The organism is Alteromonas sp. M12 (assembly GCF_037478005.1).
Classification (GTDB): domain Bacteria; phylum Pseudomonadota; class Gammaproteobacteria; order Enterobacterales; family Alteromonadaceae; genus Aliiglaciecola; species Aliiglaciecola lipolytica_A.
The window spans coordinates 1,240,444-1,263,406 of record NZ_CP144164.1; the positions used below are offsets into that span (position 1 = coordinate 1,240,444).

General features: G+C 40.6%; 16 protein-coding genes and 4 tRNA genes. 14 read left to right on the top strand and 6 right to left on the bottom strand.

Going from position 1 to position 22,963, the window contains the following annotated elements; translation table 11 throughout:
- Window positions 1-137 precede the first annotated feature (137 nt).
- On the bottom strand, window positions 138-1,853 hold the full coding sequence (locus VUI23_RS05250; protein WP_342807191.1) for a proline--tRNA ligase: 1,716 nt from the start codon (window positions 1,851-1,853) through the stop codon (window positions 138-140).
- Window positions 1,854-2,020: 167 nt separating this feature from the next.
- Here VUI23_RS05250 and VUI23_RS05255 point away from each other — a divergent pair, with 167 nt between their 5' ends.
- A complete protein-coding gene (locus VUI23_RS05255; protein ID WP_342807193.1) occupies window positions 2,021-2,182 on the top strand; it encodes a hypothetical protein in 162 nt (53 codons plus the stop codon).
- Window positions 2,183-2,186: 4 nt separating this feature from the next.
- On the opposite strand, the gene tsaA is transcribed toward VUI23_RS05255, so the two are convergent.
- Window positions 2,187-2,891, bottom strand: a complete 705-nt coding sequence (tsaA, locus tag VUI23_RS05260; RefSeq protein WP_342807195.1) for a tRNA (N6-threonylcarbamoyladenosine(37)-N6)-methyltransferase TrmO — start codon at window positions 2,889-2,891, stop codon at window positions 2,187-2,189.
- 390 nt (window positions 2,892-3,281) lie between these two features.
- On the opposite strand from tsaA, the gene VUI23_RS05265 reads away from it, so the two are divergent.
- From VUI23_RS05265 to VUI23_RS05280, 4 genes are read left to right on the top strand one after another with little or no spacing between them, the layout of a single operon-like run.
- On the top strand, window positions 3,282-4,205 hold the full coding sequence (locus VUI23_RS05265) for an ABC transporter ATP-binding protein (RefSeq protein WP_216049946.1): 924 nt from the start codon (window positions 3,282-3,284) through the stop codon (window positions 4,203-4,205).
- Window positions 4,205-4,939: an ABC transporter permease subunit gene (locus tag VUI23_RS05270; RefSeq protein ID WP_216049947.1), complete on the top strand. Its 735-nt coding sequence runs from the start codon at window positions 4,205-4,207 to the stop codon at window positions 4,937-4,939. Before VUI23_RS05265 ends, VUI23_RS05270 begins: the two co-directional genes overlap by 1 nt.
- Window positions 4,940-4,943: 4 nt before the next feature.
- The gene (locus tag VUI23_RS05275; protein ID WP_342807197.1) at window positions 4,944-6,809 is read left to right on the top strand and encodes a Gldg family protein; all 1,866 of its coding nucleotides are present in this window, start codon (window positions 4,944-4,946) and stop codon (window positions 6,807-6,809) included.
- On the top strand, window positions 6,802-7,824 hold the full coding sequence (locus VUI23_RS05280; RefSeq protein WP_342807198.1) for a DUF4340 domain-containing protein: 1,023 nt from the start codon (window positions 6,802-6,804) through the stop codon (window positions 7,822-7,824). Before VUI23_RS05275 ends, VUI23_RS05280 begins: the two co-directional genes overlap by 8 nt.
- A gap of 195 nt (window positions 7,825-8,019) precedes the next feature.
- Here the strand turns inward: VUI23_RS05280 and VUI23_RS05285 are convergent, their stop codons facing one another.
- Together VUI23_RS05285 and folD are read right to left on the bottom strand one after the other, a co-directional pair.
- Complete coding sequence (locus tag VUI23_RS05285) at window positions 8,020-8,583, bottom strand: DUF1415 domain-containing protein (protein ID WP_342807199.1); 564 nt, start codon at window positions 8,581-8,583, stop codon at window positions 8,020-8,022.
- Window positions 8,583-9,437, bottom strand: a complete 855-nt coding sequence (gene folD, locus VUI23_RS05290; RefSeq protein ID WP_216049951.1) for a bifunctional methylenetetrahydrofolate dehydrogenase/methenyltetrahydrofolate cyclohydrolase FolD — start codon at window positions 9,435-9,437, stop codon at window positions 8,583-8,585. The genes VUI23_RS05285 and folD overlap by 1 nt, the downstream gene beginning before the upstream one ends.
- A 208-nt stretch (window positions 9,438-9,645) precedes the next feature.
- Here folD and VUI23_RS05295 point away from each other — a divergent pair, with 208 nt between their 5' ends.
- The 6 genes from VUI23_RS05295 to VUI23_RS05320 all read left to right on the top strand — a co-directional run bounded on the left by VUI23_RS05295 (window position 9,646) and on the right by VUI23_RS05320 (window position 11,269).
- Window positions 9,646-10,305 (top strand): hypothetical protein, encoded by a 660-nt coding sequence (locus tag VUI23_RS05295; protein ID WP_342807201.1) that lies wholly within the window; start codon window positions 9,646-9,648, stop codon window positions 10,303-10,305.
- Window positions 10,306-10,340: 35 nt separating this feature from the next.
- The gene (locus VUI23_RS05300; protein WP_216049953.1) at window positions 10,341-10,601 is read left to right on the top strand and encodes a DUF5062 family protein; all 261 of its coding nucleotides are present in this window, start codon (window positions 10,341-10,343) and stop codon (window positions 10,599-10,601) included.
- 187 nt (window positions 10,602-10,788) lie between these two features.
- Window positions 10,789-10,865, top strand: a tRNA-Pro gene (locus VUI23_RS05305).
- Window positions 10,866-10,891: 26 nt separating this feature from the next.
- Window positions 10,892-10,968 (top strand) — tRNA-Arg (locus VUI23_RS05310).
- Window positions 10,969-11,105: 137 nt separating this feature from the next.
- Window positions 11,106-11,181 (top strand) — tRNA-His (locus VUI23_RS05315).
- 3 nt (window positions 11,182-11,184) lie between these two features.
- A tRNA-Leu gene (locus VUI23_RS05320) sits at window positions 11,185-11,269 on the top strand.
- 131 nt (window positions 11,270-11,400) lie between these two features.
- Here the strand turns inward: VUI23_RS05320 and VUI23_RS05325 are convergent.
- Window positions 11,401-12,237, bottom strand: coding sequence for a type II secretion system protein N (locus VUI23_RS05325; protein ID WP_342807203.1), 837 nt, complete (start codon window positions 12,235-12,237; stop codon window positions 11,401-11,403).
- Between the two features lie 390 nt (window positions 12,238-12,627).
- Between VUI23_RS05325 and VUI23_RS05330 the strand changes: the two genes are divergently transcribed.
- Window positions 12,628-14,682: a S8 family peptidase gene (locus VUI23_RS05330; protein ID WP_342807205.1), complete on the top strand. Its 2,055-nt coding sequence runs from the start codon at window positions 12,628-12,630 to the stop codon at window positions 14,680-14,682.
- Between the two features lie 146 nt (window positions 14,683-14,828).
- Entirely contained in the window at window positions 14,829-18,110 is a 3,282-nt protein-coding gene (locus VUI23_RS05335; RefSeq protein WP_342807207.1) for a two-component regulator propeller domain-containing protein, read from the top strand.
- A gap of 123 nt (window positions 18,111-18,233) precedes the next feature.
- On the opposite strand, the gene VUI23_RS05340 is transcribed toward VUI23_RS05335, so the two are convergent.
- Window positions 18,234-21,167 (bottom strand): sigma 54-interacting transcriptional regulator, encoded by a 2,934-nt coding sequence (locus VUI23_RS05340; RefSeq protein ID WP_342807209.1) that lies wholly within the window; start codon window positions 21,165-21,167, stop codon window positions 18,234-18,236.
- 445 nt (window positions 21,168-21,612) lie between these two features.
- Between VUI23_RS05340 and tig the strand changes: the two genes are divergently transcribed.
- Window positions 21,613-22,923, top strand: a complete 1,311-nt coding sequence (tig, locus tag VUI23_RS05345) for a trigger factor (RefSeq protein ID WP_342807211.1) — start codon at window positions 21,613-21,615, stop codon at window positions 22,921-22,923.
- Window positions 22,924-22,963 lie beyond the last annotated feature (40 nt).

Genomic DNA, 22,963 nt, shown 5'->3' on the forward strand with positions numbered 1-22,963 from the left:
CAGATATTAGCATAGCGTATCACTGACTAATTCAACAATTAAGATGTGAAGTTATTCAAAGTTATTGAAAAATATATGGAAATAGATTTTAGCAGGAAAAAGACCAACCTAGCGGTTGGTCTTTGCTATTAAATTCTTTATTGCTTTTGTAACAGCGACAATACATCATTGATACTGACTAGCTGCTTTTCGCCTGTGCGTCGATGTTTATATTCGACGTTATTCTCGTCTAAATTGCGTTCACCAATGACAATCGTATGAGGAATACCAATCAGTTCCATATCATTGAACATGACACCTGGACGTTCCTTACGATCATCAAAGAGAACGTCTATGCCAGCAGCAACTAATTCTTCGTACAGCGACTCTGCAACCTGTTGAATACGATGAGATTTATGCATATTCATTGGAATCAATGCAACTTGAAAAGGGGCGATAGCATCAGGCCAAATAATGCCGAATTTATCGTGATTTTGTTCAATGGCCGCCGCAACAATGCGCGATACGCCAATACCATAACAAGCCATAGATAAAATCTGGTGTTTGCCTTGTTCATTGAGTACACCACAGCCCATTGCTTCGGAGTATTTATCGCCTAGCTGGAATATGTGACCCACTTCGATACCGCGTTTGATCTCTAACGTACCTTTTCCATCTGGAGAGGGATCACCGGCTTCAATGTTACGTATATCGGCAACTTGATAGTCTACGATGTCTTTTTCCCAGTTTACGCCAGTTAGATGGAACCCTGTTTTGTTTGCGCCACAAACAAAATCTGTTAAGTGGGCTGCACTTCTATCGACAATCACAGGAATTGAAAGCTCTACTGGACCAATTGAGCCAAGTTCGCAGCTTAACGTTTGTATAACTTGTTGCTCTGAGGCCATTGTAAGGGGCGCATACACTGAATCTAGCTTTTCGGCTTTGATGTCATTCAACGTATGGTCGCCGCGCAGCACTAGCGCGACTAAATCTTGTTGTCCTTTGTCATCTTGTTCACCTAAAACGATTATGGTTTTAACCGTTTTGTCGGCACTGATATCAAAGTGCGCACAAACTTGTTCAATGGTTTTTACATCAGGAGTGGCAACTTGGGTTTTTACTGCCATGGCCGGCAATTTTTCAGTCAAGGGCGCTATCGCTTCAGCCATTTCGATATTGGCTGCGTAATCTGAACCATTACTAAAGGCAATGGCGTCTTCACCGGAATCAGCCAATACATGGAATTCATGGGAAACCGCACCGCCAATTGAACCGGAGTCAGCGATAACCGGACGATATTCTAAATCTAGGCGCTCAAAGATATTGCAGTAAGCCTGAAACATTCCAGCATAGGTTTGCTGCATTGATTCATCTGATGTATGAAATGAATAGGCGTCTTTCATAGTGAACTCGCGTCCACGCATTATGCCAAAACGAGGACGTACTTCATCTCGGAACTTGGTTTGAATTTGATAGAGGTTTATTGGCAGTTGTTTGTAACTGCTGATTTCATTTTTAACAAGGGAAGTAATCACTTCTTCATGAGTTGGACCTAAAACAAAATCACGATTGTGGCGATCTTTAATGCGCAGCAATTCTGGACCATATTCGTCCCACCGTCCGCTTTCCTGCCATAAATCTGCTGGTTGCACCACCGGCATCAACATTTCTATCGCTCCAGCCTTGTTCATTTCTTGACGAACAATGTCAGCCACTTTATTGAGCACTCGTAGGCCACTGGGTAGCCAAGTATATAAACCTGAAGCAAGCTTACGAACCATCCCAGCCCGTAACATTAATTGGTGGCTAATCACTTCCGCATCGGCAGGAGTTTCTTTTTGGGTAGATAACAGATATTGGCTGGTACGCATCAGCTTAGTTGATCCTTATTTTGCTCTTAAATCGTAAACGGCCGCCATTCTACCAGCACCCTGTAAAAGGCAAAAGGGATATTATCCTTGTCAGGATAAACTTCTTGTCACTATTTTCGTCTTAAATTGAGACTGCATAGATTTTGCTATTCTCAGGCGGCGCAAAAGTGCTCGGTGATTGGCCTGGTCTTGCTCCTGAAAAGTTGTATCAGGGGCGTAATTTGATGGCGACTAGCGACGTTCGTTACTGGTATGCCAAGGCTCTGCAATCTCACTGGAAGTTAAATCGGCAACAGCTTAGTCGGATATTTCCAGATTTATCTCTGTAAGCGTTTAAATCTGGTTGATTTGTTCCACGATACAACAATGTTCTGCAACACGCCATTGGATGTTTAAATCATATAAAGCTACCCCATAAAGGCGATCGCTTGTTGTGGTTTTGTGATACGCCGGACGGGGATCTTGACTTAATATTTGCTCAATCAAAATATTTAAATGGGGATATTTGTGCTGGTAGATAGTTAGCTGTTGTTGTGCGCTTTTCGAAAACCTAACGGCGAGTAACTCTTCTGGTTTATCTTGCGCATAACCCGCTGCGGCGTCGGCAATACTATCTGAATATGGAATATAAGGTTTGATATCTATTATTGGTGTGTTGTCTAGTAGATCCATTCCTGAAACAATTAAACAATGTTGGCCACTTATAGACGATACCTTCTCCAGCCTAACCGCACTGATGCCCAAATTATTAGGGCGGTGAGTACTGCGTGAGGCGAACACTCCCACTTTCTCGTTGCCACCGAGTCGAGGTGGGCGAACTAAAGGGGATGTGGATTTATCGGCAGTCTGATGAAATTGAAAAACTAGCCATAAATGGCTGAATTGCTCTATACCACGAATAAAGTCTACCGAATTGAATGCTTGGGTAAACATTATCTGACCAAATGCTGCAGTCACCAAACCTGGTTGTCTTGGGATTGCAAACTTCTCTTTATACGGGGTTTTAATGTGCCCAATTGGGGTAATCTCTATTGGCATGGAGGCCTTTCATATTTTTAATCAGTTGTTGCAAGGTGAATCTCTAAACTGAGGGGACACATTTTGCAACACATTGGCATTATATTGAAATGATTATGCCATACATTTTTTGTTATCCTTTAGGCGTTCAATTCCCGAACCAATTTTAGACTTAAACTTAGGTTAAATTAACGTTTTTACCGAGTTTAAGTCTTTTTTTTTGGTATTCTAAAAAAAATTGGCATCAAATTGCATTTTTAATAAAATTCCTTTGCAATGAAACTGTGTCGCACTGACGTTTTACTTAAAATAAAAATAGTCTTAATTGTTCGCGTAAATTCTTGATTTCTTTTTTCTGAGCACCATATTCACAAAGAATTTGGTGAACTCAATGATCATAATGGGAATAGCATGATCTATGTAAAAAATTTAACGAAGATTTTTGGTGATTTTGTCGCTGTTAATCACCTAAACTTTAATATACAACCTGGCGATGTAGTTGGATTCTTGGGCCCCAATGGGGCAGGCAAATCAACTACTATGAAAATGCTCACAGGCTTTATCACCCCAGATGATGGTGAAATATTCATTGATGACCTATCAATTTATGAAGACCCCAAAAAAATAAAGCAAAAAATAGGTTATCTACCTGAAGGTGCGCCAGCATATGGTGATATGACGCCATTGCAGTTTTTGAATTTTATTGCAGATATTCGAGGTTTAAAGGGGGATTTAAAACGCCAACGAATTAGCCATGTAATTAACAAAATAGACCTGCAATCGGTGTTAGATAAACCCATTGATAATTTATCTAAGGGATTTAAACGTCGGGTTGGCTTAGCACAAGCTTTATTGCATGATCCGCAAATACTGATTTTAGATGAACCGACTGACGGACTAGACCCAAACCAGAAGCATCATGTGCGTGAACTCATCCAAAATCTGGCGAAAGATAAAATAGTGATTATTTCCACTCACATACTTGAGGAAGTGTCTGCACTGTGTAATCGAGTAATGATTATAGCTGCAGGTCAAATGAAGTTTGATGGTACTCCGAAAGAACTTATCCAAAAATCTAAATATCACAATGCCATCACCTTACATTTAAGTTATCCATCGGATACTTCAGGCTTTTTAGATGTGCCGGGCATAGTGGATATTCAAGCCGATAGAGCCACTGGGAAAGTGACATTATTGACAGAACCTGGCAGTGATATTTTGCATGAGGTAAATAAACACATTCATGAGCGTCGTTTACCGGTTGATACTTTGTATGTTGAGCCAGGTCGTCTAGACCAAGTATTTCGAGAATTGACACAAGGAGGGCAGGGCTAATGGGAATGATTTCAACACTATTTAAGCGGGAAATTGCAAGTTTTTTTGCTACCCCTGTTGCCTATGTTTTTATCACAATATTTTTGATTTTATCAGCTGTTTTTGCGTTTTTTATCGGTAGTTTGTATGAAAGAGAGCAAGCCGATTTACTGCCCTTTTTCAACTTCCACCCTTGGCTATATTTATTTTTAGTGCCAGCAATCGCTATGCGCACATGGTCTGAAGAGCGTAAAAGTGGAAGTATTGAACTGCTGATGACACTACCAATAAGCAGTCTACAGGCTGTGGTTGCAAAGTTCTTAGCCTCTTGGGCTGTGTTGGGGTTGTCGTTATTATTGACCTTCCCATTATGGCTAACCATCAATTATTTGGGGAATCCTGATAACGGGGTGGTGGTCGCCGCTTATATTGGTAGTTGGTTAATGGCGGGAGCCTTTTTAGCCATTGGAATGTGTATGTCGGCACTGACTAAAAATCAGGTGGTGGCGTTTATATTGGCAGTGGTCGTGTGTTTTTTGTTTGTTGTCAGTGGCAGCAATATTGTTTTGGATGCGTTCAAAAACTGGGCACCAACCATGGTGATTGATACCGTCGCCTCATTTAGCTTTTTGACTCATTATGAGTCACTTGCGAAGGGAGTAATCGCCCTCAATGACGTAGGTTATTTCTTCATTTCAATTGTAATTTGGTTATACGCCAGTTTATTGATCATCGAACGTAAAAAGGCGGATTAGTAATATGAGTAAATTTTCCACCTCCATAATTTTAATTCTATTGGCCGTTTTATTTTTTGCTTTAACGGTGCTAAACAATCAGTTATTGAGTCCAATTCGCCTCGATTTGACTGAGAATCAAGTTTACTCTTTGTCTGATGGCAGCAAGGAAATTGTTTCAAAAATTGATGAACCCATTAATTTATATTTCTTTTTCTCAGATAAATCATCAAAAAGTATGACGTCTTTGCGCAACTATGCGAACCGTGTAGAAAGTATGTTGCGAGAGTATTCAAAAGCCGCAGATGGAAAAATCAATTTGCATATTGTTGATCCTGAGCCCTTTTCTGAAGCGGAAGATCAAGCCAATGAATTTGGTCTGACTGCCGCCACACTTGGCACTATGGGCGATGCTATATATTTGGGCTTGGCGGCGACTAACGCTTTAGATGATCAAGAAGTGATTGGCTTTTTTGATCCCCAAAAAGAGAAGTTTCTTGAATACGAAATCAGTAAACTGATCCATAAACTATCTCAACCTGAGTCGGTTAAAGTGACTTTAATCACGGATTTGCCGCTAGCTGGTGGACAGAATCCGATGACAGGACAGTTTGATCCAGCTTGGACGTTTTACACTCAATTACAGCAATTGTATCAAGTGGAACAGATTCCAAATAGCGCAGAAGCCTTACCTGAAGATACTGACGTGCTTATGCTAGTGCATCCTCAATCGTTAAATGAATCCTTGTTATACGCGGTTGATCAATACGTTATGCAAGGTGGAAAACTCATTGCTTTTGTTGATCCCAACAATGAGTCAGATCCGATGGCGATGATGGCAGGTATGGGCGCATCTACTGAAAATAGTTCTAACTTAACCTCTCTATTCGAAGCTTGGGGACTAGAGTTTAATGATAGTCAGGTACTGCTTGATGCGGAACTAGGCCTAGATATTCGCACTGCAGATGGCGGTGTCGCTCGTCATTTTGGTTTTGTGGGGATTCAATCTCAACAACTTGATCGCGACGACGTAACTACCGCAAGTCTCGAAATAATCAATGGCGCGTCATTTGGCGCGTTTAGTAAATCCACAGGTGGTAACTTACGTTGGACACCGTTGATGCGTTCTTCTGCAAATTCAGGTTTCATTGATGTAACCACTTATTCTGCATTACGAGACCCTAACGCATTAGCAAGAGAGTTTACCAACCAGAAGCAACAACATGTGCTTGCTGCCAGATTGCATGGCAGAGCTTCTTCCGCTTACAAAAATGCGCCAGATGATGCTACAGCTGATAGTGCACACGTTTCTTCTACCAATCAATTAAATGTCATTGTGGTGGGTGATACGGATTTGCTGGCAGATCGGTTTTGGGTGCAACAAGCGAACTTCTTTGGCGAAACGGTTTACACACCTTTTGCGAACAACGGCGATTTTGTTACTAATGCGGTAGAGAATCTAAGCGGGAGTGAGGCACTTATCAGTATTCGTAGTCGCGGTACATTTGCCCGTCCATTTAACACTGTCGATGCTTTAAAAGTGGAGGCTGAACGTAAGTTCCGCGAACAAGAACAACTTCTACAGCAACAATTAGACGAAACTGAACAGCAACTCGCTCAGTTGCAAAGTCAGCAAGTAGAAGGAGCTGGTTTGGTTATGCTGCCAGAACAACAACAAGCACTTGACGAATTTATCGAGAAACGAACTGAGATTCGAAAAGCCCTGCGTGAAGTGAGACATCAGTTAGACAAGGATATTGAGGCGCTGGGGAATTGGTTGAAATTTATTAATATCGCTGTTGCCCCTATAGTGCTAATGCTGATCCTTATGCTACTTGCTAGTTTGCTGAGAACTCGTTCTAAAGGTGATGAGGGGTTATCACATGAATAAACAATTGATTTCATTGCTGGTCATTATTGTTACTTTAGCAACTGCAATTTATTTTTTGACCATCCGTGCTAATCAGGTTTCTGGGGAAAAGGTTAAGCTGTTTCCAGAACTTGCTGTGCAGGCTCAAAAGATTCAAGAAATTCAAGTTTCTAACACTAATGGAATGTTATTCAGTGCTCGTCAGTCTGATGATGGATGGGTGACAGTGCTAGCAGAAAGTAAGCGCGAGTATCCAATGCAACAAAAGGCATTGGCTGAATTAGTGGATGCTTTATCAAAAGCCATTTTATTCGAAGCTAAAACCGCTAAAGCTGAAAACTTTGCTCGATTGGGATTACAAGATATTGATGTGGTTGACAGTCAAGCAACATTAGTGGAATTGCGCGTGGGCGCAAAAAACTATCAGGTATTAATAGGTTCACAAGCGAGTTTAGGGCAAGGAACCTATGTGCGTTTGCTGGGACAAAAACAAACTTGGTTGTTGGATCGTATAATCAGTTTGCCATCAGATCAAAACGCTTGGCTAAAACAACCTATTCTTGACGTGTTAGCTGAGCAAGTAAGCTATGTGCGCCGCGAAGGAGACTTAGGTTTTGAAATTTTACGGGATTTCGAACAGCAAGATGACTTTCAATTGTCAGGTTTGGAAGACAGCGCACAACTCAAATATGACAGCATTTTAAGTGCTTATGTGGATAACCTAGTGAACCTGAAATTTGAACAAATTGCTGAAACTGAAGATAATGGATTTAATCCTCAGTCAGTGACCGCAGTGTTCGAAATTGGCCTGCAAGATGGTCGTATTCTAAGCATGTGGTTATGGGAAAACGAAGGTGCTATTTTTGCTCGCTTTGAAGGTGATTCTGGCAAATACTGGTATGACGTTAATTATCAGTTATCCAGCTTTTCTGCAGGTCAAATAGACAAAGAGTACAAGGACTTCATTGAAAACAAAAATAGTCAGATTCAGCAGCCGCAAGAGTATCCAATTGATGAAGGTGAGTCGCCGCAATAATCCATTTATTTGATACTGTGAGGTAAGATTTAACAACGTTCACAAACCTGCGGTGTTATTCCACTTCGAAAGCGTTCAAGTGCGTAACTCATCATCGCAGGTTCATTTTGTAATCTGCTTGTGCCGATTGTGTAAGGCTTTTGTTCAATCGTTAGTGTATTTATACTTGGCTATTTTATCCCGTCATTTAACCCTTTAGTTTATCATACAAGATAATAACAATGCCTTCAGCGCGGCCTCTCCCATGCTGTGCGCTTTGTTAATGTTGTCTTCGGGTATCTGTTCTGGATGTTTGTAGGAGCGAATTGCTCTGTCTAGGCTTTCTTCTCTGAGCAAGTGTAAAGTGGGGTAGGGAGATCGATTAGTGTAGTTTGCCGCAGAATCACCTGGTTCCCCGTCAAAAACATATTCAGGGTGAAAACTGGCAATTTGATAAACCCCTGAATAGTCGTTTTCATCTAACCAGTTTTGGGTGATATCCACTATGTCTAGATAGCTAAAAAAGTGTTTAAAGCCCTCAGTGAGTATAAGTAAAGAGGTTTCAATTTCTGGGTGTTGATCTAAAAACAGTACTTCTTGAGCGAATAGGTTGAGTACATCTTTGGCTTTTTTGGAATTGCAAACCCTGTATCGAATCGAATTGCGCTGCATTTCTCGCTTCGCAAATGGACAAAAGTTTAACTCAATTACCACTTGGTTTAACCAAGCTTTGGTTTCTTCAACCGCTTGGTTACCAAGTTGTTCACTCTCGTTAGTCACTAGCTGCGATACTTAACATAAGCTTCTAAGGTGTTTTCAATCAAGCTTGCCACTGTCATTGGTCCTACACCGCCGGGCACGGGAGTGATCCATCCAGCACGTTCTTTAGCTACTTCAAATTCTACATCGCCAACTAGCGAGCCGTCTGCTTGGCGATTAATCCCAACATCAATGACAATTGCTCCTGGCTTAATCCAATCACCAGGGATGAATTCAGCTTTGCCGACGGCGACTACAAGAATATCAGCGCGCTTCACATGACTTTTTAAATCTTGGGTAAACTTATGACAAGTGGTGACGGTACATCCGGCCAAAAGTAGTTCAAGAGACATAGGTCGACCGACAATATTTGAAGCCCCAACTATTACAGCGTCTAACCCTTTTGCTGGACGTTTTGTCGATTCAATGAGGGTCATTATACCTTTTGGAGTACACGGCCTTAGAGCTGGCATACGTTGCACTAAACGGCCAATGTTGTAAGGGTGAAAACCGTCAACGTCTTTATCCGGACGGATGCGTTCTAAAACCTCTTCTGCATTCAATCCTGCAGGCAAAGGCAATTGCACTAAAATACCGTCAACTTCAGGGTCCTGATTGAGTGTATCCACTAAATCTAGCAACTGTTGTTGAGTAATGTTGGCTGGTAAATCATGGGCTTTATCGACAAAGCCAACTTCATCGCAGGCTTTACGTTTATTTGCCACATATACACCTGAGGCAGGATCGTGCCCCACTTTAATTACTGCAAGGCCTGGCGGTCTTTTTCCTGCGGCCGTTATGGCTTCTACTTGGGAAGCGACGTTTTCTCTTACCTGTTTGGCAATTGATTTTCCGTTTATCAGTTGTGCTGGCATTTGTTTAGCTTTTAAATCTTCAGTTGCGCTTATTGTCCCATAACCATGGCAAGCCAAGCAATCGTGAGTTGATATTAATTATGCTTAGATGTTAGGTGCAAATTAATTGATGCTACGGATTAGCAGGAATTGCAATTGAACTGACGTATAATCCCAATATGTTTATCTGAAATGGTTTAGATAACCGACATTATAAAGGAAAAGACTCTTGCAACTCTCTGGCGTAGAAATTTTTGGCTACTGTGCATCGGCGTTAATTGCGTTTTCATTAACGCGAGATTCAATTGTACGACTCCGTTGGTACAATCTATTTGGAGCCTCATCATTTTGTATTTACGGAATTATTATCGGCGCTTCTCCGGTGGCTTTTCTAAATGGTTTTATTGCTATTACTAACGTTGTTTATTTACGCAAAATGTTAATGCAAGCCGAGCAGCATTTTTCTGTATTAGAGGTGAGTATGCCTTCGAATTATGTGGATTTTTTCCTTGATTATCATCGCCAGGATATTGAATTCCACTTTCCTCGTTTTTTCAAAAAAATGCAACAAAAGGACCGTCGATTTTATTTTATGATGGAAAATACTGAAGTGGCAGGATTGCTTTCTGGATACCCTGATGAAAACAATAATTTTATTGTTGATTTTGATTTTGTAATCCCTGCTTATCGAGATTGTCGCATTGGACACTTCGTGTTGGGGCAAGGCCAACGATTAAAAAAACAATTTGGTTATGGGAATGTATTTGCTAAAGCAGACAGCTTGAAACATGAAAACTATTTAGTTCAGCTGGGTTTTTCCCCAGAGAAGAATGGTATATGGTTTTATCCTCAATCAAAGCACAGCGCTGAAGTAGACAAAACAAAATAAGCGTATAGTAGCGTTTTCTGGCTTAAGGAATTATTTTGAAGAAAATCAAAAATGAACAACAATTGTTGAAAATGGCAATTAGCGTAGGGGAAACCTATGCAAAAAACCGTGGATATGATGGTTTTAGTGAAACCATGGGACAAAAGGAAAAAGTGGAAATTATTTATCGTCTATTAGTAAACGATAAACTTATTGCGTCTTTAGGTGGAGATTCTGAAGATTTGTTGAGTATGAAGCACAGGTTGGCTATTTGGATAAAAAATAAATTGCCCGCTGATCATGCGTTATTAAAATAAATTTTTGGTTTTTATGCTGACCTGTACGAATTATTAATAATAAGCATCAAAAAAGACTGTTTTATAAACTATTTGCTCCATAATTAAGCAGTTAGAAAAAATCTATAAAAAAGTATTTGACGAGATTGGGGCAAGTGGGTAATATGCGCCCCCTCGAAGCGATGAGGTTTTTATCGCAACGATTGTTCGGTGAGTAGCGCAGCTTGGTAGCGCACTTGGTTTGGGTCCAAGGGGTCGCAGGTTCGAATCCTGTCTCACCGACCATTTTTTTGCTTGTTCAGATTCGTAGAGCGTCCGTAGCTCAGCTGGATAGAGCACCCGCCTTCTAAGCGGGTGGTCGCAGGTTCGAATCCTGCCGGACGCGCCAGCGGAACGGTTGGATATGAATTTGATATCTAGTGTTACTTCTCGATAATGTATATTTAATGAGAGTGACAGATGAATACGGATATATAATTATCTGGTAAGTAAAAAAGATTTAGTGTAGAAAAGAGTAACACAGTGGTGGACGTAGCTCAGTTGGTAGAGCCCCGGATTGTGATTCCGGTGGTCGTGGGTTCAAACCCCATCGTCCACCCCACTTGCGGAAGTGGTGGAATTGGTAGACACGCTGGATTTAGGTTCCAGTGCTTCACGGCGTGAGAGTTCAAGTCTCTCCTTCCGCACCATATTTAGAAGATCCCTTCTCAATATCTCAGTTATTTAATAACCGTTAAACTCCCTTATTTTCCTTCTGTCCTTTTTCTTAATTTTCTTTGTGTCTATTTAACGATAAGCATCCTTGCCTATTTTCGTTTTTCTAAATTTTCTGAATACTTAGGTTTTCTGAAGGAATATCTAAATATAAACTAATCACTTGACCACCACGTAATACGCTAAACACCAATGTTTGAGCGGTGGGCAGTAATGTTTGAACGGCCTCTAGTCCCTCTTCTGTGGTGATATCGTTACCATTTATTTTTTGTAAAATATCACCTTGTTTGAAATTTGCACTTTTATACAGTTTTGGATTCATGCCTGGAGACACGTTAAAACCTGCCGATAAGTCATTTTGGTCAAACGGTGAAATATGAATAATGTGCTCTAATAATTTAGGCCGATTGCCAATTGATTTTGCAATGTCATCATCATTGGAATTTTGATCATAACCATTTGATGAGTTTGAATTGGTATTAGTGCTTCCCTTGTCTTCATCACTCGAAGCGGTTCCTCTAAGCAATAAAACCTGTCGTTGACCTTCATTTAACAATATAACCCTATCGTTCCTTATTTCTTGAATAACCGCATTGGTGTATGCAATTTGGTCCTCAATAAAGTAAGTGCGAATTTGTAAACGTGATTGAATGGTTGCTGAGGCTTCAGTATCCACATCACTGGCTACCACGCCTATTAATGAAATATCTAATGGGCTTGGCGGTATACCTTCCAAATCTATTTCTTGTTCCTCCGGCTGTGAATGTTGTGGATGCTGTTGTTGTTGCATACCGATATCGCCGGTCTCATTCAGTAACTCTTTTTTGACTTCCTCTGACAGCTCAATTGGCTCATGAGCAGGAGGTGCAAACATGACATAACACAATACTGCTATTGCGATGAAAAGGATGGTTAGAATTATTTTGCTATTGCTATTGCTCATGCAGAGAACTCGGGAGTAAATTTGTATTAATGTTAGGTGCAGGATAACCATCACTAGCTTGCTTCTCAATGCCTATTTCAGGGGGACACCCTAATAACGGTTATCAATACATCTTAAAGAAGGCTTTTGTTACTTTGTCTAACAAATACTAAAGGCAAGTAACGCAAATTTTAAGGTAATTTAATTGGACTCGCATTTATGACTTAAATTATGAATAAGTGGTTCTTATTTTTGTTCAGTATTTAAGTTTATGTTTCATATTTTAAGTTTTGTTTTTGATAAATTATATTAAATCAATTAAAACAATGGGTTACACTTATTTTTAAATCTGGCATGGTGTGTGCATTGATATCTGTAGAGATTAAAATTTATCCGAAGTGGAGTGGTAAAATGAGTTTTTTTACAGATAAGAAAACATTGTTAGTTGGAGCGTTATCACTAATTGGCAGTGTTTCAGCAGTGATGCTGACAACTCAAGCCAATAGTAGCAGTGTTCCTTTTTTTACCGAATCGGGCAGTACCCCGCAAATGGTTATTAAACAGAACGTCGCAAAAGAACAATCCTATATATTACAGGGGTTAGGTCGCGATGCTCTAGTTTCTGCAGTAGAGCGCGTTGGTGGTGCGGTGGCTCGTGAATTCCCTATTATCAACGCCATAAGCGCATATTTGTCTGTTTCTCAGGCTGATGAACTAGCCAATATATCTGGTTTGCACGTTACCGCAGATAGAAACGTAATGACCATGGGAAGTGATAATGGGAAGTTGGAAAGTGCATCAGGCCAACTTAAAAAATTCGCCATCGATAATAATATCGCCACTCAAACTCAGGCAGATTTGTTGCATGAAAGGGGGATTACTGGACGAGGTGTGACAGTAGCTGTTTTAGACAGCGGTACATTGATGGGCGGAAGCCAAGGTAAATATTTATTACGCAATCAATATGACCGTGCTCGTGCATTTTATAAGTATAACGCGATTAAAAGTAAAAAGACGCGAACTTTGAATGATGACCAAAACGGTCATGGTAGTCACGTGACCGGGATAATTGCCAGCAGTTTAAAAAGTGAAGATGGTAAGTTTAACGGCATGGCGCCAGATGTATATTTGTTATCTGTTAAAGCCTTTGATGCTTCAGGAAACGGCAGCTATACGGATGTGTTAGACGGCTTAAACTATATCTATCAAAACCGTAATCGCTATCGTATCCGTGTGCTAAATTTGTCGTTAGGGGCTAGTGTGCAATCTAACTATTGGAGCGATCCAATTAACCAAGCTGTGATGCGTTTATGGGATGCTGGTATTGTAGTGGTGACTTCAGTGGGTAACACTGGCTCAGATTATGCGACAGTGTCAGTTCCAGGTAACAATCCGTATATTATTACCGTTGGTGCAGCGACAGACAGTTATACTCCCAGCGATGCAAGTGATGATCGTATGACTACGTTCTCGTCTAAGGGACCTTCAGTAGAGGGCTTTGTTAAACCTGAAATCGTAGCATTTGGCGGGCATATCAGCTCTAAAATGAACAAAAATTTACTGAAAAACAAAAACTTCGTAGAATCTGAGACCGGTGAAGATTACCACATGATATCTGGTACTTCACAGGCAGCTGCAGTGGTTACAGGTACGGTTGCTTTAATGTTGCAACACAATCCTTACTTAAGCCCTGATGATGTAAAGTGTCGTTTGATTGATTCAGCGTCAGCTATGACAGATCCATCTACAGGTGAAGCTTATGGTCCTTTCACACAAGGTGCAGGTCTAATCAATGCCTATGCGGCAGTTACAAGTACTGCTTCAGGTTGTGCCAATGTAGGCTTAGATCTTACAGCTGATTTGAACGGTGTTGCTCACTTTAAAGGGCCAGCACGAGTGACTGAACAAGGTCAACTGTTGTTAGCACTAGGTAATGGTGAATTCGTAGCTGAAGGTTCAATCTGGGATGGTACGACAACAATTGAAGGCTCTATCTGGGATGGACTTACTGCAATTGAAGGTTCAATTTGGGATGGGACCACTGCACTTCAAGGTTCAATTTGGGATGGTTCAACGACTATTGAAGGTTCAATCTGGGATGGCACTACTGCCCTGCAAGGCTCGATTTGGGATGGTTCTACTATACTTGAAGGTTCAATCTGGGATGGATTCTCAGTATTAGAAGGTTCAATTTGGGATGGCACTACCGCCCTTGAAGGTTCACTTTGGGATGGTTTGTCTAGTCTTGAAGGTTCAATCTGGGATGGTTCTACTGCCCTTGAAGGTTCGATTTGGGATGGTTTATCGTCTATCCAAGGCTCAATTTGGGATGCCTTAACTTCAATCGAAGGTTCAGTATGGGATGGAAATACATCAATCGAATCTGTCGACCAAGCATTGTTAGACGAATCTGTAGCGAATGATGAACAACAATCAAATCAGCTATTGGAAATTGAAATAGACTAATTAATTCTACATTGCGTAATAGCAAGCTGCATTCCATGAATGCAGCTTGCTTGTTTCAGAATAAAAGAGTTATCAATTTTGGTTGAACATGTGGTAATCGGCTACTAAGATGCTCATGCTTTCAACGATTAGGACAAAATAAATAGATGAAGTCATTGATGCTAGTTAAAAACCTAAAATTACAAATAATGCTTATTTTAATTGTATTGTTTAGCGCTTTTAACGCGATAGCAGATAATGAAAATATTAAGTTTCAGCGTATTACCCTAGATCAAGGGTTGTCCCAAGAAAATATATTAACCGCCTTTCAGGACTCTGAAGGATACATGTGGTTTGGCACGCAAGAAGGCCTGAACCGATATGATGGTTATCAATTCAAAGTATTCACTTACAGTTCCAGAAATAAAGACTCGTTAAGTTCTGATTGGGTCTATTCGATTATAGAGCCGCAAAAAAATGTCTTATGGATAGGCACACGCAATGGCGTTAATGTGTTTGATAAAAGCTCGCAAACCTTCAAACATTACCGATATCAAGCCGCAGACAAAGGTAGTATAAATTCAGACACTGTGCGAGTACTGTTTAACTCATCACAAAATCAAATTTGGATTGGCACTGACAACGGATTGAATATATATAATCCAGCCACTGATGATTTCACTAATGTAGCCCTTAGCGCTGACGAAACAAAGCGTATTTCAGTGCAAAGTATCAGCGAAGACCAGCAAGGCAATTTGTGGGTCTCAGCCCTAGGTTTAGGCGTAATCAAACTCGACGCCAATTCCCATCAGGTTTTAGTGGACGCTGCGGAAATGGACCTAGTTACGGGGGGGCAAACTAATCAAGTAAAGACAATTATGGTTGATAGTCAACAAAGGCTTTGGCTAGGCAGTGATAAAGGTGCAACTGTTATTACTTTGCCCAAAGAAGCGAATGATGATTACAGAGTTTGGTTACCTGAGCCCCTAGTTGACCAGAAAATCAGCCATATATATCAAGATCGCAATAATAAAATTTGGTTAGCTACCTCTGACGGTCTTTTTCGATTGGAAAGCGATAGTGAATCGTTTTTACATATCAAACCTGAAAAACAAAACCCTTATAGCCTTTCAGATAGCAAGTTAACTTACTTATTCCAAGATCGCGGTAATGTGTTTTGGGTAGGAAGTATTAAGGGGTTGAACAAGTGGAATACGGCTACCTCTAACTTTGACCACATTCGGGAAGCGGTAGACAAATCAAAAAGCCTTAGCGGTAGTTACATCAATACTTTTTTTGACGGCAAAGAAAATCAAATCTGGATAGGCTCGATTGGTGGATTGGATTTGTTAAATGTTGAAACTGGCATTATTCAACATTTAGTTGCGGATGAAAATGACGATAATTCGTTACGCAGTAACACTGTGATGTCACTTTACTCTGCAAATGGTGATGAGCTTTACATTGGCTATCAAGACCAAGGTATGAGTAAACTCGATACTCGCACGATGACCTTCACTCATTACCCAGCGAATAAAAACAATCCTAACGCTTTATCAGCACCGGGGGTTACCTCAATTGAACCTGCTGGCAATAACAAATTATGGATTACTACCTTTGGTGGTGGTTTGAATTTGTTTGACATAAAAACTCAAAAATTCATGCGTTATTTATCAGATGAAACAGATCTACAAACCTTAGGTAGCAATAAGTTATTGACCGTTCATAAAGCCAAGAATGGCCTACTTTGGATAGGCACTTGGGGAGCTGGATTAAATATTTTCAATCCTACTACGGGCACCGCTATGCGAATTCCGAATAAGGTTGATGATCCAAAATCTTTGGGCAGCCTAGAAGTTTGGACGATTTACGAAGATTCCCAAGAAAATATGTGGATTGGCACCAGAGGAGCTGGTGTGGCGAAACTTTCTGCTGAGAATCGTAAACTCGGCATATTTGAATTTGAACGGATTTCTCGTTACGAAGGCCTACCAAGTAGCAGTGTTTTCGGTATTCTTGAAGATGAAGCTGGATTCTTATGGTTGAGCACAAACCGTGGTATAAGCAAGTTAAATCCAAAGACCTCTGAGCTCCTAAACTATGATAGTTCCCACGGATTACAGGGGAATGAGTTTAACAATGGCGCTTACTACCGGTCGAAAAGTGGTAAACTCTATTTTGGTGGAACCAATGGAGCGACTTCGTTTTATCCATCAAAAATAGCGCCAAACCAACATGTTCCGCCGGTTGTTTTGACCAAATTCCAAAAGTTAAATGAAGTGTTTGTTTTAGACTCATCAGGTCAACGAAGCAATCACATTCAAATTTCCCATAAAGACTATTTAATTGCCTTTGAATTTGCCGGTTTAGATTTCGCCTCACCAAACAATAATCGTTATTTGTACAAGTTAGAAGGTTTTGATAACAATTGGATAGAAGCCGGAGATATTCGAAAAGCCACCTATACTAACCTGCCGGCTGGAAATTACTTATTTAGAGTTAAGGCGTCCAACAATGATGGTATTTGGAATGAACAGGGCGCTGATGTTGCATTAACCGTGTTACCCGCACCTTGGTATTCATGGTGGGCCTATACGATTTATATCCTTATCGCCGTTGCAATAGGTTATTGGGTTTATCGTTCGTATGTTAACAAGTTGGAAAAAGAAGCGAATTATCGCCATGAACTTGAGTTAGAAGTGAAAAGTCGAACTGTCGAATTGCGTGAAGCCAATGAACAATTGCTTAACGCCAGTGTCACTGATCAACTAACTGGGTTACATAATCGACGTTATCTAAACAGCATTGTTGAACAACAATGCGCAAGTGTTTTTCGTGACTTTGAACAATCACTTAGTGCTGGAAAGTTCACCGCTGACGATGGTCCAAGATTGTTTTTCCTGATGTTTGATTTAGACGGGTTCAAACCGATCAACGATACCTATGGTCATGATGCTGGAGACAAAGTGATTTGTCAGGTAAGTGATTTGTTGAAAGCGGTATGTCGTAAGTCAGATACGGTGATACGCTGGGGTGGGGATGAGTTTTTAATAATGGGACGAGTTGAAGAAGTGAAGGAAATTGAGCTTCTCGCAGAGCGTTTGCGTAGCAAAATTGCCGGCTACGGCTTTGATATTGATCTTAAACAAAAGATGCATTTATCTTGCTCCATCGGATACAGCATGTACCCGTTCTCACATCATTACCCAGACTCCTTGAGTTGGGAACAAGTGCATCTGTTAGCCGATAATGCTTTGTACAAATCCAAAGAGGCGGGGCGCAACCAGTGGACAGGTATCTTGCAGTCTAAAGAAATGCCGCCGATGGGGATTATGAATACATTGACGCAAAACATAGATAACGTGATTGATGAAGGTTATGTCCGAATTAGGCAGGCTAATATCAGTAGTGATTCCAAAGTCTTAGATATTAAATTAAGACGCAGATAATATTTGCTGGGTCTCACCTATATTTTAATACTGCACTAGGGTGATTTGCGGTTTAAATTTAAAATGCCATCGCTTTTGTTAATCTGAAAAATACCTATATGAGTTTGCTTGAGTCAGATTTGTTTAATCAGAGCTCTCTAATTCACGTTTTAGTTTATAAAAGGTTGGTTCGCTAACCCCCAACATTTCAGCTGCTTGGGCCATGCTATAAACTGGCGTGTTTAAAACCGCTTGCAAAACCAACAGCTTTATTTTCGCCACACAATTGTTAACGTGAATGTCTCCTGTGGCAATAGGTAACAAGGCCGCACTAACCTGCTCCCAGTCTGAAGGGCGGTCTAATGATCCTGCATCAATCTCTTTTAGAATTTTCTCTACTTTTCGGCGAGCCGTACTTTGTGATATCGACAACCGCGCGGCGGTTAAGCGCATCTTACGATCGGTTGCGATATAGGTTTTTATGATTAATTCGTCCTCAATCCAAGTGCCATATGGCGCATTAAAAAATTGAGGGTGTTGACCCGACGTGGCAAGTTGATGTTTAAAAACCGCTAACAGCTCTTCAAAATAGAGCTCTGTGTTTAAACGTCGTGATTGGGCCTCATTATTTGCATGGATAGGTACTGGCGTTTGCGTAGGCATAACCGTCTCAGTCGCAGATAAGGTATTAGGCAAGTTGCTGCTGGTATGTGAAACCAAACCTGCATTCGGACGCTGCTGAAGCGGCGTAGGGGCAGAATGACCTACACTGGGCATTGCATATTGTTGCCCCTCGTCATGAATATTCAACAATTCCCATTCGATAAGGCTATCTTCACTGAGTAAAGTTGCTTGCATCAAGCGGTTTTCTAACTCACGAATATTACCTGGCCAGGAATACTTCATCATTTTTTCTAGAGTGGCGGGGGCTAGGGTTCGTTTTTCGACTTTGAATTGTTCGGCAAATTTCTTTAAAAAATGCGTCGCTAACAGTGCGATATCTTCGACTCTTTCGCGCAAAGGTGGATTGTGTAAAGTTAAAACATTTAAACGGTAATATAAATCTTTACGAAAACGTCCCTGTTCTACTTCTTCGGCTAAGTCTCGATTGGTAACCGCAATAATTTTCACATCGACACTGATGACTTTATTGCCGCCCACGGGGGTGAAATGTTTTTCTTGTACAAAGCGTAATAACTTTGTTTGCATATTCAAAGGCAGTTCCCCAATTTCATCTAACACTAGCACGCCACCATTCGCATCCAGCACTTTTCCTGAGGTGGTATTTTGCGCTCCAGTAAACGCACCTTTGACGTGACCAAATAATTCAGATTCTATTAATGTTTCAGGAATAGAGCCGCAATCTACAATTACAAATGCCTTGTCTTTGCGGTTGCCCATTTGGTGTAAAGCATTGATTAAACGCTCTTTACCTGTGCCACTTTCACCCGTTACCAAAACGGTTGTATCGGTTAATGCTGCACGTTTGGCATGGCGCATCAAGTTTTCCATTGCTTGTGAACGATAAATAATACTGCTTACTTGCAGACCTTCTTTTAATTGCGCCAATTCAATTTGAAGTTGTTCATTTTGACTTTCAAGTTTTCGATTTAATTCTTCTTCCAATCGACTTCTGCGCAGTGCTTTGCCTAGTTGACGAGTTAAACCTGATAACAAGACTTTGGTGTCATGTTTGACTTCAAATCGTTCGGCATTGCCGCAAATGAAAAAACAATCTTGGGTTTCGATTTCTAAAGGTAAAACCAATAGAAGCGCACTTCCCATATAGCGTTCGGATGGCTTTCTGCTCTCTATCGCTACTTTTTGCATTTGTTTAATTTCAGCTAAAAAAGCGTGGTCCTTATTACTTAAGGAAATCGCGTTATCGTTTGAATCGATTGAATATTTATATTCGGTTTCGTCATTTTCTTGTGTGCTGATGATCCCCGCACAGACAAAGTCAAAGGTTTGAGCTAAACGCTGCACCACACTTTGACAGAGTTGGGAAAAGTCGTATTTGTCTGCGATAAGTGAGGAAATATCCCACAATAACAACATGTTACGATAGTCTGTTACTGTGTCGGCCGTAAATATTCCGCCAAGATAATTAAACTGTTGCTGATACAAATTGAAATCATCTTTATGCCAAGTGATGATTGACGGTTGATTTTCTTGTTGGGCTACTTTTAATGCTTGGTCAGCTCGATTAATTAGCGTATTGGCACTTTCATTTTCACTGCTTGACTGTTCATTATGCTCCACAATTGCAGCACCTAAATCGAATAATAGGTTGATTGCACCCTCTAGATATTGTTTTTGCTGCAAGGAGCGTTGTAATTTTTTAGCTAGGCTAGCAACATCCGTCTGCTCATTGACGGGGAATGCGACGCCAAAAAGTGCCCCGCCAAATCGGCATAAGATGTCACCTTCACGAGTGATATCTTTAAGATTAGTCGCGATTTCTTGTATTACGGTATCGCCAAATTGGTGTCCAAATTTCTTATTGATCTGGTGAAAATCGATACAGTGCAGCATCACTAAACCAATCGAATAGGATTGACTAAGCTTGGCGATTTTACTTTGCAGTACAGGTCTTGGGCACAGGTTCGTGAGAGGGTCAGACAATAAAAATAAGAAATCACTAACTAATTGACTTTGCATTCCGGCGGCTAAGATCAACTGCTCTAACGCAGAAAAGGTATTGTTCGATTGTTCTGAATTATTGCTTGATTGAGTTAACCATGCAGGCAAAGCTTGGTTGAACGTCATTTTTACAAAGTAAGACTGCTCTGCATTAAAAGGGCGAACTGGGGTGCGGCGAGATTTTTCTGGTGGTACTAAGTCGAAATTGGAGTCTTCACTGTTTAAACTGCTAACATCTGAGCTGAAGGAAACCGTGACTTGTATCAGCATTGTTGTTTGGTCTAAGGGCTTGTATTGAACCTTCTTATCTAACGATGTTCGAACTGCTTCTATACCCGTATAAAAGCTAATCTCATCACTTGATAATTGCCCAATAGGTTCAGTTGAACCGGCCGAAATTCGATCAGATTTCCAATCCAGCTGGGGGTGAAACATGCTGATATGTTTCGCACCTGAAATCGTCAATATGCATCTCAACTGATGCAATAGTATATCTTTGGGATTCAAATTAGGCTCAGAGTATAGTCACTTTTTCTTCAAATAATATTCCACATATTAAGCAGTTATGCAATTAACCTAAGCCGGTGAAAAAAACATATCAGCCGACGCTGCTGCTATGGGTTTTTGACTGATATTCTTATTCTATATTGATGGGCTAATTTAAATTAATTTTTACCCTCGACTATGCAGCCCTCAGCCTGTATACTGTCGCGTCTTTTTTAACCGAGGTGGACCAACAAGGTCCGCAATATGCGGCAGTATTGGTATCTAAAATAGCCTGTTGTTTTTACATTAAATAAATACATCAATCTAATACGTTATTTATCAGTTGCTGCGAGTTCGAATTACGCGTTATGTGACGCATAGTTGAGGAATAATAATGCAAGTGTCAGTCGAAACGACTCAAGGCCTAGAACGCCGTTTAACCATATCTGTTCCTGCTGATTCTATTGATTCAGCGGTAAAGTCACGTTTACAGCAGTTGGCTAAAACCCAACGTATTAATGGTTTCCGTCCAGGTAAAGTGCCAGTCACTGTTATTAAAAAACGCTTTGGCCAGGCTGTTCGTCAAGAAGTTGCTGGTGAAGCCATGCAACGTAATTTCTACGAAGCTGTGGTTCAAGAGAAACTGAATCCAGCGGGTATGCCTCGCTTTGAAATGACAAAAGATGTGGATGGCGAAGATTTAGAATTTGTTGCATCTTTTGAAATTTATCCTGAACTAGAAGTTCAAGGTATTGATAAAATCGAGATTGAAAAGCCTGTTGTTGAAATAAACGACAAAGATCTCGACAACATGATGGATACCTTGCGTAAGCAACACGCTGACTGGAAAGAAGTTAAGCGTAAAGCGAAGAAAGATGATCGTGTAACGATTAATTTCGTAGGTACTATTGATGGTGAAGAGTTTGACGGCGGTAAAGCCGAAGACTTCCCACTAGAGCTTGGTAAAGATCGCATGATTCCTGGTTTTGAAAAACCATTAGTTGGCGCGAAGAAAGGTGAAGAAGTTGTTTCTAAAGTGACTTTCCCTGAAGATTACCACGCTGAAAACCTAAAAGGTAAAGAAGCTGAGTTCACTATCTCTGTCACTAAGGTTGAAGGTTTAGAGCTACCTAAAGTAGACGAAGAATTTGCTAAATTATTCGGTATTGAAGATGGCGATATTGAAGCACTTAAAGTTGAAGTTCGTAAGAACATGCAACGTGAACTTGATCAAACCCTTAAAGCTAAATTGAAAGAAGATGTCATCTCTGGATTGCTTGAGCAAAACAGTATTGATGTTCCTAAAGCACTTCTTGATCAAGAGATCGACGCGTTACGCGAGCAAGCGAAGCAACGTTTCCAACAACAATCTGGTGGCAACAGTGCAAATATGCCTGAATTACCAGCTGACTTGTTCGAAGAAAATGCTAAACGTCGCGTTTCAATTGGTCTAATTTTAGGTGAAATCATCAAAACCAATGAAATTAAAGTGGATGATGCAAAAGTTGAGCAGTTAATTGAAACAACTGCTTCTGCTTACGAAGATCCATCTGAAGTCATTGAGTACTACAAAACAAATAATGAATTATTGCAGCAAATTCAAAATGTTGCGCTTGAAGAGCAAGCAGTTGAATTGGTTCTAAGTCAGGCTAAAGTTAAAGAAGTTGACACAGCTTTTGACGATATCATGAACAAACAACAATAATTTAGGCCTTTGGTAATTGACTTCAATAGTCAGCACCTGA